Source organism: Bacteroides caecigallinarum (genome assembly GCF_021531075.1).
Lineage (GTDB): Bacteria > Bacteroidota > Bacteroidia > Bacteroidales > Bacteroidaceae > Phocaeicola > Phocaeicola caecigallinarum_B.
Genome location: NZ_JADYTJ010000007.1, coordinates 53413 through 65885, shown reverse-complemented (window position 1 = coordinate 65885; position 12473 = coordinate 53413). Strand labels below are relative to the sequence as shown.

Annotated in this window: 19 protein-coding genes; 4 read left to right on the top strand and 15 right to left on the bottom strand. The window is 37.8% G+C overall.

Annotated features, from left to right (window positions below; translation table 11 throughout):
* Positions 1 to 29 precede the first annotated feature (29 nt).
* A complete protein-coding gene (locus tag I6E11_RS03570; protein ID WP_235336446.1) occupies positions 30 to 1223 on the bottom strand; it encodes a site-specific integrase in 1194 nt (397 codons plus the stop codon).
* A 52-nt stretch (positions 1224 to 1275) separates the two neighbouring features.
* Here I6E11_RS03570 and I6E11_RS03565 point away from each other — a divergent pair, with 52 nt between their 5' ends.
* Entirely contained in the window at positions 1276 to 1704 is a 429-nt protein-coding gene (locus I6E11_RS03565; RefSeq protein WP_235336445.1) for a hypothetical protein, read from the top strand.
* A gap of 104 nt (positions 1705 to 1808) precedes the next feature.
* Here I6E11_RS03565 and I6E11_RS03560 read toward each other — a convergent pair whose 3' ends face one another.
* Positions 1809 to 2288 (bottom strand): hypothetical protein, encoded by a 480-nt coding sequence (locus I6E11_RS03560; RefSeq protein WP_235336444.1) that lies wholly within the window; start codon positions 2286 to 2288, stop codon positions 1809 to 1811.
* A 2-nt stretch (positions 2289 to 2290) separates the two neighbouring features.
* Between I6E11_RS03560 and I6E11_RS03555 the strand changes: the two genes are divergently transcribed.
* Positions 2291 to 2644 carry a hypothetical protein gene (locus tag I6E11_RS03555; protein ID WP_235336443.1) on the top strand — a complete coding sequence of 118 codons (354 nt, stop codon included), beginning with the start codon at positions 2291 to 2293 and terminating at the stop codon, positions 2642 to 2644.
* Positions 2645 to 2681: 37 nt separating this feature from the next.
* Here I6E11_RS03555 and I6E11_RS03550 read toward each other — a convergent pair whose 3' ends face one another.
* The 10 genes from I6E11_RS03550 to I6E11_RS03505 all read right to left on the bottom strand — a co-directional run bounded on the left by I6E11_RS03550 (position 2682) and on the right by I6E11_RS03505 (position 10092).
* Entirely contained in the window at positions 2682 to 3092 is a 411-nt protein-coding gene (locus I6E11_RS03550; RefSeq protein WP_235336442.1) for a hypothetical protein, read from the bottom strand.
* Positions 3093 to 3117: 25 nt separating this feature from the next.
* Entirely contained in the window at positions 3118 to 3789 is a 672-nt protein-coding gene (locus I6E11_RS03545) for a hypothetical protein (protein ID WP_235336441.1), read from the bottom strand.
* A 14-nt stretch (positions 3790 to 3803) separates the two neighbouring features.
* A complete protein-coding gene (locus tag I6E11_RS03540) occupies positions 3804 to 4127 on the bottom strand; it encodes a hypothetical protein (RefSeq protein ID WP_235336440.1) in 324 nt (107 codons plus the stop codon).
* On the bottom strand, positions 4114 to 4398 hold the full coding sequence (locus tag I6E11_RS03535) for a hypothetical protein (protein ID WP_235336439.1): 285 nt from the start codon (positions 4396 to 4398) through the stop codon (positions 4114 to 4116). The genes I6E11_RS03540 and I6E11_RS03535 overlap by 14 nt, the downstream gene beginning before the upstream one ends.
* Before the next feature lie 7 nt (positions 4399 to 4405).
* Positions 4406 to 8218 carry a hypothetical protein gene (locus tag I6E11_RS03530; RefSeq protein ID WP_235336438.1) on the bottom strand — a complete coding sequence of 1271 codons (3813 nt, stop codon included), beginning with the start codon at positions 8216 to 8218 and terminating at the stop codon, positions 4406 to 4408.
* The gene (locus I6E11_RS03525) at positions 8215 to 8487 is read right to left on the bottom strand and encodes a hypothetical protein (RefSeq protein ID WP_235336437.1); all 273 of its coding nucleotides are present in this window, start codon (positions 8485 to 8487) and stop codon (positions 8215 to 8217) included. The genes I6E11_RS03530 and I6E11_RS03525 overlap by 4 nt, the downstream gene beginning before the upstream one ends.
* Positions 8488 to 8581: 94 nt before the next feature.
* Positions 8582 to 8794: a hypothetical protein gene (locus tag I6E11_RS03520; RefSeq protein WP_235336436.1), complete on the bottom strand. Its 213-nt coding sequence runs from the start codon at positions 8792 to 8794 to the stop codon at positions 8582 to 8584.
* Between the two features lies 1 nt (position 8795).
* Entirely contained in the window at positions 8796 to 9017 is a 222-nt protein-coding gene (locus tag I6E11_RS03515; protein WP_235336434.1) for a hypothetical protein, read from the bottom strand.
* The gene (locus tag I6E11_RS03510; RefSeq protein ID WP_235336433.1) at positions 9014 to 9304 is read right to left on the bottom strand and encodes a hypothetical protein; all 291 of its coding nucleotides are present in this window, start codon (positions 9302 to 9304) and stop codon (positions 9014 to 9016) included. The genes I6E11_RS03515 and I6E11_RS03510 overlap by 4 nt, the downstream gene beginning before the upstream one ends.
* A 365-nt stretch (positions 9305 to 9669) precedes the next feature.
* Positions 9670 to 10092 carry a hypothetical protein gene (locus I6E11_RS03505; protein WP_235336432.1) on the bottom strand — a complete coding sequence of 141 codons (423 nt, stop codon included), beginning with the start codon at positions 10090 to 10092 and terminating at the stop codon, positions 9670 to 9672.
* A gap of 249 nt (positions 10093 to 10341) precedes the next feature.
* Between I6E11_RS03505 and I6E11_RS03500 the strand changes: the two genes are divergently transcribed.
* Both I6E11_RS03500 and I6E11_RS03495 read left to right on the top strand, forming a co-directional pair.
* Positions 10342 to 10539, top strand: coding sequence for a hypothetical protein (locus I6E11_RS03500; RefSeq protein WP_235336431.1), 198 nt, complete (start codon positions 10342 to 10344; stop codon positions 10537 to 10539).
* Between the two features lie 50 nt (positions 10540 to 10589).
* A complete protein-coding gene (locus I6E11_RS03495) occupies positions 10590 to 11009 on the top strand; it encodes a DUF5053 domain-containing protein (protein ID WP_235336429.1) in 420 nt (139 codons plus the stop codon).
* A 109-nt stretch (positions 11010 to 11118) separates the two neighbouring features.
* Here the strand turns inward: I6E11_RS03495 and I6E11_RS03490 are convergent, their stop codons facing one another.
* Genes I6E11_RS03490 through I6E11_RS03480 form a run of 3 tightly spaced genes read right to left on the bottom strand, consistent with a single transcriptional unit; the run spans position 11119 to position 12318 of the window.
* The gene (locus tag I6E11_RS03490; protein WP_235336428.1) at positions 11119 to 11616 is read right to left on the bottom strand and encodes a hypothetical protein; all 498 of its coding nucleotides are present in this window, start codon (positions 11614 to 11616) and stop codon (positions 11119 to 11121) included.
* A 2-nt stretch (positions 11617 to 11618) separates the two neighbouring features.
* On the bottom strand, positions 11619 to 12146 hold the full coding sequence (locus I6E11_RS03485) for a glycoside hydrolase family 19 protein (RefSeq protein ID WP_235336427.1): 528 nt from the start codon (positions 12144 to 12146) through the stop codon (positions 11619 to 11621).
* On the bottom strand, positions 12127 to 12318 hold the full coding sequence (locus tag I6E11_RS03480) for a hypothetical protein (protein ID WP_394800095.1): 192 nt from the start codon (positions 12316 to 12318) through the stop codon (positions 12127 to 12129). Before I6E11_RS03480 ends, I6E11_RS03485 begins: the two co-directional genes overlap by 20 nt.
* Between the last annotated feature and the right edge of the window lie 155 nt (positions 12319 to 12473).

The following is a 12473-nucleotide window of genomic DNA, read 5'->3' as shown; positions in this document are numbered from 1 at the left end:
TATATCCTATATAATATACCCATTTTGTACTACTGCTCCATTTTATTTGAAAAATTATTTACATTTTTCTTCTTTCTCACAGCCGACAAATCCTTAACAATTGTAGATGATAAGACCTCAGAATATATCTCTGTAGTTTTAACGGAAGTATGGCCTAACAGCTTTTGAACAGTAGTGATTGCAACACCTTGATGAACGAGTAACGTAGCGCATTTATGACGTGCAGTGTGAAATGTAAAGTGTTTTTTTATTTTCGTTTTTTCGGCGATACCAGCAAGAATCTTGTTTGTGTCAGCATTGATCGGAATAGCGGCCATCTGCTCGATGCTATCGTATTTATTTATGATGTCAAGAGCTTTGCCTTCAAATAGTAATTCGAGAGGTAATTTTATTTCCAGATTTGTTTTCTGCATCTTCAGACATAGCCATTTCCTCCGATTAATAGGTACAATATTAGATGCAGTTAATGTCCTGTAGTCTGAAAAGCGCAAACCGGTATAGCAGCAGAATAAGAAGGCATCTAAGATGTGCTGCTGACGGCTATCGTCAAGATGCAATTTTTCCAACTTACCTAATTCGTCAGGTGTCAAGAATGGTTTCTGTACCTTTTGAGTTTTAATCTTGAACTTCCTGAAGGGATAAGCATCGGCAGGCATATAACCATCGTTAATGGCTTCATTCGTAAGTGTGCGAAGCTGCCTTAGATGTTTACCAATGGTGTTCTGGTTCTTTCCCAGCTCTTTTAACCATGCTTCAAAATCTTTCAAAAACGTGTAAGATAAATCTTCAAACGTCAAACCCGATCGAAATTTGTCTAATAACCGTACTGTAGACATTAGGTTTTCCTTAGTGCTTTCGCTCTTATCTGCTGAAACTATAGACTTCCTGGCAAACTCTGTGAAAGTAATATTAACCGGAGACTTCTTCTGTACAGCATCACGTAAAAGTGCCAACGTAGGCTGAATACCACGTTTCCAGAAGGACAATTCAATCCCCTGCAAATATATAACGTACTCAAATAGCATAGCATTCAGTTCTACTGATTGGGGGTGATTGACAACCTCTGATGTATCTTTATTCCAGTGATCCGGACGTAAATAAACATTAGTAGTCAAATAGATATTACGTTGGTTCAGTTTAGCTTCTACTTGTATCAACGCTGTTCCTTGCTTATTTAAGACGTGTTTCCTATTGTAAATAAGACGATAACGAATTTTTTGCATTTTTCGGCAAAGGTCGAAAAAATGACAGATTTAGGCAAATGTTAAAAATCTCGTGGGAGAACTGATTGGAACGGCTACCCCAGAGAAGAATGGATTAAAACCTAAATATGAAGTCAGTGTAATGAATGTAGATATTGCGACTTTTGACTCAGGAAGATATACTAAAATTTCAGTGTTAGATGCTGACTCAACTCTTATTTGGAAACATACACAATATAATGCTTCTCCTGAAATTATCTTCATTACACGAGGAAATAAAAATGGTAATCCTTCTAATAATGGGTTTGCGACTCGTTTCAACAAAAGCACAACAGCACCAAAGATATACGTTGATACACAGGGAGCACTATACTTGCAAGTAGAATTTTCGTCCTATCCGAAAAATTGCATATCCAACTTATTAGGAACTTATGTATTACGAAACGAGGGTGATGTCGAATTACCATCTGATGCAGTAGAAATAGTTGTTAGAGATTTATAGGAGACTACATACAGTCTCCTATAAAAGTACTATTTCGTCAAAGGTGTTAATACTTAACTGTAAGGGTACAAGTGGAAGGCAATAGAGAAAAAAGTAAACACCTTTTATTCTATTTTCGTCCACCCTTCCGACTCTAAAAATGAGAGGTCTTTAGTTATTTCATCTGTACTTTCCGGATATACCTTATTTAATCTCACTCCTGCTTCTACTCCTTGCCCTTCATTACCTCTCACTACAGCGGCAAATTGCCAACTTTTGTCATTCTTATAGAATTCTATTTGTGTATAGCTTGTGGGTATCTTGAAAATATTACTTCTTAACAATCCCCCATCCTCGGCATAGATAGCGGCCTTAAAATCTATTATGTCAGTAGGGTAGCTACCGCTGAAATGTATATATGCCGACTCATATACTCTACTTAACCCCAATCTTACTGCAAAAGGTGTCGTAGGGTTTACATATTGAGAGAACATAACCTTACTATACATTTCCTTGTCAACTAAACCATTATTGTCTGTCGTTACAGTCGGTATTAGTCCTCCCACGGCTCCATGTGGGAGGACTACTAAAAGACGATCCATCATTTGTGAATGATTTAGGCATAAAAGTTGGGTTCTTATATAGGATTTATTGCGAGTCCAATAAAAAGAAAATAACTATTGCCATAAATCAAGGAATATCTGTTATTATATCGGAAAATAATCAAGCATTTTATAATGCTGCAGGAATTGTATTAGGTAACTCTAAGACAGAGTTTTATTTCAAAGGTCAGTCATTTAGAACGAAGGTATATACACGAGTCCAAAATGATAATTTCGAAATATACATTGAACCTGATTCTGTTTATTATAATCTTATTGGCCTGGAAGGCGTAATTCTTACGCCAGAAAATGTTGTTAATGTAGATGAAATTCCATCTAACGCAACACTATTATCTTAATATTATATATAGGAGACTGTATGTAGTCTCCTATATGCTATTTCGTCAAAGGTGTTGTTACATTAATTGGAACAGTAGGCAATGCTTTTATAGCAATTTCACTATCAAAAGAAGCATATTCAAAATCTACATTATTAGGACTTATTAGAAATCCATGGTTATTGGCTCCACTATCGTTATCAAGCCCCCCTACTAATCCGATGTATAAGTAATCATTATCTTCATGTGCTTGTGGGTCCTTATCACCATCTATTATCTCAAGAATGTACATATTAGTTTCATCGCCTTGTATTTTTCTAAATAGGCTCTTATCTACCACAGAACTATATCTTCCTCCACATAATAGAATTGTATTTTTGTAAATTGACGATTTCGCTATTTTTAAACAGAAATTTCCACCAATTACAATCTTACGGATAAATAACCCTCCAGTTAACAGTTCTCCCACCCGGATCAAGTGGGAGGATTTTTAATCACAGCTCAACTAAATCTGACGTACTTACCGTAGAAGTTACATCTTCGAGGGTTATTGTATTGTCAGCCGGAACACGATTTATAAATCTGACAATGAATTTAGAATATGCCGGGACGTAAATATATAATTGCGTAGGAGTAACATTGTCGCCATAAAATTTCGTATTTCCCTGCTGATTTTTGTTGTAACAATATCTATTAGTATAATGTTGAGACATTACTAAAAAAATATCTGCCTTGTTGGAATTACCCTCCCCAACTACCTCAAATATTAAATTTTTATCCCACGATTTTATATTTAATTTATAAAGCACAGCAGTATCGGAGCTAGAAGCATAAACAAAATTTGTATTGGTAATAAGTCCTCCCACAACTTGTGCCAACGACGAAATTGCTGTCTGTTTTGGGTTACCATCAGCATCAAGAGTACGCACTGATGCAGGGTTAGCGTCGATAGGCAAAGTGTTCTCATAGTCGTCAGAAGCAGCAAGAGTAGATGCTTCGGAGAGTGTACTAACTGATCGAGCAGCTACTACCTGATTTTGCGTGCTCTCGACAAGATTTTTTGCGACTAATTCAGTCAGGTCATTAACAGATAATGTACCAATTACATTACCTTCTGCATCTACGGCTTGTAAGCCTACTACCTGTGTCATATCTAATGTAGTCATATTGTTTATTTTATTTATAAAGTTATTACTATAGAACCATTATCATGCATCTCTTTAATCACTTTTCTTATTTCCTGATACTCTCTTGCAACAAACGCCTTATTAGCCAACGAAGAAATTGCTTCATCTAAAGATAGAGTATTGTATTCATCTACAGTAACTTCAATCAAAGACAATTCTACAAGCGTAGCTGATACTGGTGTCTCAGACAAGAATGATACAGGATTAATCTTATCAGGAGATGTTGTATTATATCTATCCAACAATGATTTTTCTACGATACGATATTTTGATGTATCAATACCGAGCTGTTGTTCAAGGTTTTTATACTCTTTCATCTTTTAAAATATTATGGTTAAACAAATGATTAATTGCATCAATCGTCATAGCAGTGGCATATTGATTCATTAGATTACAAATAAGATCAGCTTCTTCATTTGTAATTTCTACGTCACCATCTGCCTGATATATTTTTTCAGCCAGTCGTAAACCTCTGATATCACTATAACGATATATCAAATTAGCAATTTCAAGACTAGTATCTTGCTCTATACATGTTTTCCGGTCTATACCGGTATAAAATTTAACTCTTTTAAAATTCACTTTCATACGATAATTATTTTTGTTCTACTTTATATATAATACCATTTTTCACATACACTTTGCCATTAGTATATTGACTTGTCATAGCTGTAAAAATGCCTGTAAATCCAGTATAAGTTTGTCCGTCATAAATTTGTATAGAATTATCTGATATAGTTATAGACCTATAATCAGACAAATTCTGGACCCTTAAAGCAGCGTTCATTTGACACTCTATCATTTCTGAACTTGAAGTACGTTTAGTAGTTGTAACGATATCTCCAGGACGGAACTCACTAAATTCACCTGAATTATTATTGACATATAATTGTGCAGACTTATAACCACCGTAACCGTAAAAGAAGAAGTTTCCGACCAAATAATCCCCACTCATCATTTTAATAGAGTTAGTAGAAGCATCTATAATCACTCTATCACCTGATTCAGCCGTTGAAAAAGTAACATTCTTGAAAGAACCGCCTGTTGCGTTAACCGTGCCTGTAATGTCTACATTGCTGCAGTGGAAATAACCTGTTTTTCCATCTAATATCATATTTGCTACGCCATTCGTCTCATCCTGTGACCGCATAACACCATTCTTGAACATGAAGTTAGCGATATTCGCACCGTCAGCAAATAGCGAATCAGTAGCAATATTCACGAACTTATTAGCAGCTTCCCAATTTGCGTCACCTGTTATCGACGAAGGCGCTGCAGTGACACTCATTCCTTTTGCTTTAACCAGGAAATTGTAATACACACCATCGAAAGGGTGTATAACCTTATCACGTCTGGTATCATTCCATACGTATGTAGTACCAGACTTCCAAGGGCCATTATCGTACAGGAAAGCACTATCAGCGCCATCTTCCCCTTTCATACCATCAACAGAAACGCCTATACCCTTTTCACATACATAGTTATCATTCCAGGCATTAGCATCAGCCGAAGTTCTGTAAGCACGAACAGCAAATTGAGTATATCCACCTGTCGCCGGAACTGTGATAGTATAACCCTTGACTGTAGATACATGACTGAGCCATGAACCATTGTATTTCCGTGCGACAAGGTAAAACAGACCACATAACTGAGTGCTACCGTGAATACTCATTCGGCATGTCACCTGAACGGAAGAAGGAGACGGATTACCGACACTGCTTATGCCAATAGATGATACTGGACTATCCAACCAATAGCTGGCATTCTGATCTGGAGGTGTCATCATCTGCCAGTCAGAATGTACTGTCATATTAGCAGAATTACCTGCCAAGATATAGCCACCATCAGGTTTTCTACGATAGTTCCCGTTCTTAAACCTAGCTATAGCTAAAGGCGGTTCTGATGTCTCACGAAGAGCGACAAATGTACCGTAAGCGAAATTAACCAGGTCATTTTTATAAAATGGTACTGCACCGGCAGTCCAATGTCCTCTAGGATTAAGTCCGGTACCAGGTTCACCTTGGGCACCATCATGCCCATCTGATATCAGTGGAACATTTTCTATATCTACAATCTTTCCGGACACATAGAAAATGAACTTAATGTATCTGTTAAAATTAGCAGGAGAAATACCAACACCATTTTCCAGCACAACTTCTGCACCACCATCGAGGCTATATTTCAATTGACCTTCTGTAGTATCAGTAATAGAACTACCCACTGTTTTCTGTCGTTTACATGATACAGAAGCTACACTGTAGCTACCGTTCTTATCTTTAGTTACTGAAGTCACAGAAGGAACTAAAGAATACAATACTGCATCTGCGCCTGTAGCACCAGCACGAATACCGGCAATGGTAAATGTCAGCTTTCGTTCATAATTCTGACCGGATATCTGAGCGACAAGAGTAATCTCTATATTGGTAGTTTCTGCAACTGCTGTTCCTTGAGCTACGCTTACAGTAACACGCCCATTCGACTTATCTGCTGAAACAGTAAAACCTGAAGGTTGTGTAACAGTCAAAGACTGAAGCTCTGTCGCTTCTGTACCATACCACATAGTCACGTTAGTTATCCATGTCTGAGCCTTATAAGCCTTACCATCATAAGTAAGCGCACAATTCACCATCTCATTGTCAAGATCAGCAACTATAGCATTTTCACCATCTTTACTCCAACGATGTATTACTGCAGGTGTATTCCAATCGCTCCAAGTACCATCCTTCTTAGTACGTTTACACGCCCATTCGACTTGATATTCTGCGGATACACCCAGAAAATTATCAGTCCAACCCTCAGGAACATAGTCATCCTGCTGTTGACTGTCAGGCTTAACCGGAATATCAGCTATAATATTATTACGAGTATATATCCACTCATAGTCACGGCCGTCCTTGCCATCGCTTACCATTATCATCCATATACCATTACGATATATGTATGTGCACTTATCGATTGTATTATAGTAAGAATTTCCTTCAACAGGATTAGAAGGTGCAGAAGCGAAGCTACCTAAAAACGTAATGCTCGTACCCTTCAGCTCACGGCCGTCGAGAAGCATAGTCCAATCATGATGAACAGTAAAATCGACATACTTACCCGCCAAAATATAACCGCCGTCACGCTTACGTCTGTAATTGCCGTTCTTAAACCTAGCTATAGCCAAAGGTGGTTCTGAAGTTTCAACATTAGAAATAAATACACAGTTATACAAAGTAACCAAAGTATTGGCAGCATAAGGTGTTTTGCTAGCTTCCCAGTGTCCACCGCCAATAACAGACAAACCTGGCGCACCGTCTTGACCTTTTTCAATGGTCAGTAGCCAGTCTGTACCAGTACCTGGTTCCTGTTCTGTGCCTTTGGTATTAATACATAGATAGCGTGATCCATTGTGAGACACCTCATTGTAATACGCATACTTGCCGGGCTTCCATATACCTTTCCATAGAGGCACACGCACACTTTCACCAGTCAGTTCGTCAATCTGAAATATCATACCTGACATGATTATATTCTGCAGAACAGCAGAATAATTATCAGCATCAATACCTGCAATTCTCCTACCTTTCTTCTTTCCAAGCCAGCTTTTTTCTTGAGCTGGTTCCGGATCCCATGTATTCGCGTTGTCAAAGAATGTTATATTATTGTTACCGTCCCTTGTATCAAGAATCATATAAGTCTGACGGTCTGTATTAGTGAAGTTTCCGGTCTGCCCAAGCTTCATGCCCACAACAGGTACAGCATCAGTACCCGGACGTGCTGTCATAACGAATGTCTTAGCATTATAATCAACTTCGCCTACAAGGAACTGTACCTTTTTGTAGCCGACAAAATCACCAGTAGCAGTTTTATCGTACCAATAGCCGAGGAGAATATCATCCTTAAACTGTCCGCAAGGAATACCTTCGTCAAGGTCAGGAGTTATAGTCCAACTTCCATCACCATTATCTACAATTTCTTTAATCTTTAATCCGCCGCCAGGAGATATAAGATTATATCCGGCATAATAAGTCATAAAATTGTAACGGATATAAGGAACAATCAAATCAGAACGAAGGTACAATGATTCTAATTCAGCTTTACCTTTTTCATCTATATATCCACCTGTTATACCTGTAATAAAATCACCAATAGTCAGGTGCTTACCTATGCGAACACCACCCAATAGTTTCAAAAGATAAAGAGTAGAATCTTCTTGATCCTTGAATAAAAAATGTTCATCTAATTTAGATATAGCATTATTAAAAAAGGATATAACGTTAAGAAAAGAATTCTTAATCCTTGAAAAATTACGGTCAAGTTTAGTTCGAGCATCATAACCTGTATCATGCTCGCCATTCCATGGGACTATAGATTCATAATCAGTATCAATATCCGGAGATGTCTGTTTGTTTATATCTTCGCTCATACTAAATCAAGCTGTTCACCGTTAAACTCGAGCAGCAATGGCTGCCAACACATTTTATCCTCGTAAGTATCCATATCGCGGTAACGAAGCATGTAATCAGAATACTGATTACGTTCCTTACGATTCGAAGGAAGCAGCTTCGCATGAAGAACAGTAACCGGGCCATGAGATACATTCTTGTCGTAACTATACGACATGAAAGAAAAAGAGAAGGTCTTACCTGCTTTGGTAAGCTCTTCCATCTGACGGATTGCATCATAGACTTTCATAATCACAAAAGTAAGAATTACAGACACGAAAGAAAAGGACATAAAAAAACCCCGCCGGAGCGGGGGAAAAATAAAAAAAAATGCAATAAAAAAATTATCTGATTATACGGTGTTTTGCTATATATTCCTGATCCGACAATTCACCTTTTTGCAGCTGCTTGAAATCTTTAAGATTAAGGGCTACAGAAGTGCCGTCATCCATCACAATTCTTTCCGGTTCAAGACCTGTTTCAGAACGAATTTCCATAGCCATTAATAAGGCAGAAGAAACAGTATCGAAACCACAAAGTTCATATATAAGTTTCATTTCATGCCTCCTTTCTGTCTGATATAAACGCTTCGAGTTCATGACGAATGGCTAAAAGATTCTGAAGCATACGAAGAACTTCGTCAGATTCAGGTTCACGTATCGGTTGTATAAGGAAATGCATTACTTCGTCAAGATCACGACATGCAGCTGCTGCACCACAATCACGCCATTCTTGAATAATTTCAAGCTGTTCCGGAGTAAGATTATTAAGGTTTGTCATTTTGTACCCCCTTTCTGGATATCAGTATCATCATACTTCTTTACCAGCAATGCCGCTGTTCCGAACCAAAGCGCACAAATAAGAGTCATGAGAGGATTGACAAAATTGAATGTCAGAAGAACAACAAGGGAAAGCATAAGCTGCATATCGAGCAGCATCTTTCTGTTGGTGATAGACTCGCCTTTATCGGCAAATAATTCTGTGAATAACTTGTTTTCACGATTCAGCCACATCTCTAATGTGCTGAAACCTGCCTGTTGTGCAGGTGCGATTGTTTGTTTCTTCATTTTGGAAGTCATTTAAAATGAAACAATAAAATTAATTAATACGGGAAAGGGTACAAAAAAAGGTCCCGCTTTCCCGTTGACTTCCACCTGATACAGGCAGTGGGTGCATTAACACTCCACACGGGGGTCGGAACCTATAAGTTATATAGCATAAGCTAAGGACATAAAAAATGCCCGCAGCAAAACTAATTGGCGAGCCGTCGTCGCCTGTATCAAATGGAAGTCGATACAAATATATGGATTTATTTTGGATTGGCAAAAGAAAAGCCTTATTTTTGTAGAAAATGAGGCAAAAACAATGACAAGCATCGAAAAGGAAATAGAACAGTTGAAAGAGAATACGGCTAAAATCAACCTCGAAATAGTTAGGATGAAAATGTGGAGAACAATTTACCTATTATCCCTTTTATTGGGTCTGATAGCAGGATTCCTGTTATAAAGGCAAGCACGGTCAATATCAAATTAGCAATATTAAGATAATTGGAATACAAAGTTGTCCTGCTGACCTTATCCTTAGTTTCTTCTCTTTTCCTTTCCTGATTCATGAAATCACTAAATCCATTGACAGATATTTTCAAACCTTCGTAAGTAAGCTTTACATCAACACCAGCACTCCAATCGGCAATGAATTTAAAATCATCTCTCATCATCTGGAAGACATACAAGAAGTCTGAATAGTCATAGCCACTATCCATAATATACTCGCTCAAATCATCGTACGATGAATAACCCCTATCTTTAAGATAGTCCAATATAAGGTTACCAATCTCTATCTGTTTAATATTCATATAAAAAAAAGTCATCCCCCCATACCGTGCGCCGACCGGAACCACCCGGAACCCGATTGAATACGGGTTACACGATATGAGGGGATGAAACAAAAGGTTTATATTCGGCTATTCAAAATTATGGATTTGTTTTGGGATAGCAAAAGAAAAGGAAGAAAAAAAATACAACATAGTAAATTTATTATGTAAAAAACTTGCACATAACAAAATTACTATGTATCTTTGTAGTGTTCAATAAAAATAAAGGCAATGGAGAAAAAAGATGAAGTATTATTACTTTCTCAAAAGCTGACAGAAGCAAAGCTTAATCTGAAGATGATGAAATGGGCTTTTGAGAACACCGAAAACATGAGTGAAGAAAAAGCAAACGCTTTCCTCGATGAAAAATTAAGGCTTGACCGCCTGATAGAGGCACTCGAAAAGAGATTGAAAGAACTTGAAGAGTAAAACAGTTCCCCTCCCTGAAGAGTGGAGGGGAATTAAAAAAACATATAATTATGAAGACAATCAACGAAGAACTGAACGAATTAAAAGCCATCATGAAAAGCGATTCTCCCGACAAAGAAGAGAAATACAAGGAAAAATACATGTATATATGCCGGAACTATACGAGCGAACAAGATAAAGAAGCAATATCCGACTATCTGTTGAACGGCCTGAAAGACATCTCAACCGAACTGGATGAAATAGAACATGCCATCACAATTCGTGAAAAGTTGAAGGAAATGAAAGAGATAGTACCTATTTCATATATAGCACGCAATTACTTTGGCAAAAGCGCGTCATGGCTGCAGCAACGTATATACGGCTACAAGGTACGCGGACGTGTATATACGTTAAGCGAACAAGACAAACAGATATTCGACAACGCCATTCGTGATATTTGCAAGAAATTAGGCTCTTTGTCCATTGCATGACAAATGTTTTTATTGACACACCAATCCCCATGGTTGAGCCGCCATGGGGATTTTTTATACAAAAAAGTGCTGCCGACCTTCACAGGCAGGCAACACCGGGTAAAGAAAATCAAAGTCTAATCTTCTTACGGATAAAAAAAACTAATACCCCAATAAAAACCAATATGGCAGAAAAAGTTACAAGACCATAATCCGGTGGCTTTGATTCTCTTTCATTATATGAGAAAGCACTTCTGTTGGCATAGGAAGAGTCATTTATTTGAGTAGATTGCGTTTGTGTGTTGATATTAGAACTGTCTCTGACTTCCTTAGAAGTCTGTGATAGTTCTGTTTCGCGCGTCAATGCCGATGACACATTACCTGAAGAATCACGAACAAGACTATAATCACGAACGATGACGGTAAAGGCATTTTCTTTGTAATGTATCAATGAAGCCAGCGCTGAAGAATTATCTTCAATACGCGTAAAAGTATTGGAAGATGTTTCTTCGTTTATCTTAATTTTACTTTGTTGATTAGTTGTCCTGCAGGACTGAATAGTCAGTCCCAGGACAACAAGGGAGACAAAACCAACGCAGAATGAGAAAAGTATATTTTCAGATTTCATAACTAACAATTTAAAGCAGCTTTAGCCTGTTTAAGAAAATTCAAACGATCATCAAGACCGTTATAACCGCCATTGATGATTTTGGTAATCTTGCGTGCATCATCCTGATCAGCGTAACGGTTAAGATTATTCTTATCCCAGAACCATCCGGCAAGCATTGTGGCCAAGTCAGGTTGCTCAACCCGTTCAGGGTGCTCAAGCAGACCGTATCTGCCACCGGTAAATTCATCAAAAGCTTTATAATTAGCTTTTCCGGTTAGCTGTATCAGCCCCCTACCTTTGTACTTTACACCATCACCAGGAGAAGTATTGCCAAGATCTTTACGACCTTCATAAACTTCACCAGAAGCAATTTCGCGTACATAGCGCAACGAACCGCTTTCATGACCTAACTGAGCCAGAAAATGAGCCTGACGAATAGGAGTATCAATAGCGAACTGTTTCATTGTGTCGTTAAGATGACTAATATACTTGTCAATATTAGCATCAGTAGCAAACGGCATAATGCGTTTAAGGATTTGTTTGTCCATTTGAGTTATTATTTATAGTATTTTTATGTTTTTTGTATTTATAGGTGTAATCAATACCGAATAGACCGCCTGCAAATGTGCATACTTCACCGTATGCAATAAGAACAGAATTATGAATTTCGCCTACCGGCGGAACCCAAAAACCCATAATTAATAATACCATTCCACTCATAGAAAGAATGAATGCTGTCCACAGCTGAATTGTTAGTTTTCTATTAACAGTCATTGTCGTGTTTATTAGTGGGCGGCAGTACCTCACGGCAGTACCGCCCGGGATTTATTACAAGAGAATATCAATACCACAAAAGTAGTATAGTAAGAATAACG

What these genes read in the sequence shown, in the direction of transcription:
- I6E11_RS03570 (WP_235336446.1), bottom strand. Translation starts at nt 1,223, where the DNA reads ATGCAAAAAATTCGTTATCGTCTTATTTACAATAGGAAACACGTCTTA.
- I6E11_RS03495 (WP_235336429.1), top strand. Translation starts at nt 10,590, where the DNA reads ATGAAGACAATCAACGAAGAACTGAACGAATTAAAAGCCATCATGAAA.
- I6E11_RS03540 (WP_235336440.1), bottom strand. Translation starts at nt 4,127, where the DNA reads ATGAAAGAGTATAAAAACCTTGAACAACAGCTCGGTATTGATACATCA.
- I6E11_RS03505 (WP_235336432.1), bottom strand. Translation starts at nt 10,092, where the DNA reads ATGAATATTAAACAGATAGAGATTGGTAACCTTATATTGGACTATCTT.
- I6E11_RS03520 (WP_235336436.1), bottom strand. Translation starts at nt 8,794, where the DNA reads ATGAAACTTATATATGAACTTTGTGGTTTCGATACTGTTTCTTCTGCC.
- I6E11_RS03535 (WP_235336439.1), bottom strand. Translation starts at nt 4,398, where the DNA reads ATGAAAGTGAATTTTAAAAGAGTTAAATTTTATACCGGTATAGACCGG.
- I6E11_RS03510 (WP_235336433.1), bottom strand. Translation starts at nt 9,304, where the DNA reads ATGAAGAAACAAACAATCGCACCTGCACAACAGGCAGGTTTCAGCACA.
- I6E11_RS03515 (WP_235336434.1), bottom strand. Translation starts at nt 9,017, where the DNA reads ATGACAAACCTTAATAATCTTACTCCGGAACAGCTTGAAATTATTCAA.
- I6E11_RS03480 (WP_394800095.1), bottom strand. Translation starts at nt 12,318, where the DNA reads ATGAGTGGAATGGTATTATTAATTATGGGTTTTTGGGTTCCGCCGGTA.
- I6E11_RS03485 (WP_235336427.1), bottom strand. Translation starts at nt 12,146, where the DNA reads ATGGACAAACAAATCCTTAAACGCATTATGCCGTTTGCTACTGATGCT.
- I6E11_RS03525 (WP_235336437.1), bottom strand. Translation starts at nt 8,487, where the DNA reads ATGAAAGTCTATGATGCAATCCGTCAGATGGAAGAGCTTACCAAAGCA.
- I6E11_RS03500 (WP_235336431.1), top strand. Translation starts at nt 10,342, where the DNA reads ATGGAGAAAAAAGATGAAGTATTATTACTTTCTCAAAAGCTGACAGAA.
- I6E11_RS03560 (WP_235336444.1), bottom strand. Translation starts at nt 2,288, where the DNA reads ATGATGGATCGTCTTTTAGTAGTCCTCCCACATGGAGCCGTGGGAGGA.
- I6E11_RS03545 (WP_235336441.1), bottom strand. Translation starts at nt 3,789, where the DNA reads ATGACTACATTAGATATGACACAGGTAGTAGGCTTACAAGCCGTAGAT.
- I6E11_RS03490 (WP_235336428.1), bottom strand. Translation starts at nt 11,616, where the DNA reads ATGAAATCTGAAAATATACTTTTCTCATTCTGCGTTGGTTTTGTCTCC.
- I6E11_RS03530 (WP_235336438.1), bottom strand. Translation starts at nt 8,218, where the DNA reads ATGAGCGAAGATATAAACAAACAGACATCTCCGGATATTGATACTGAT.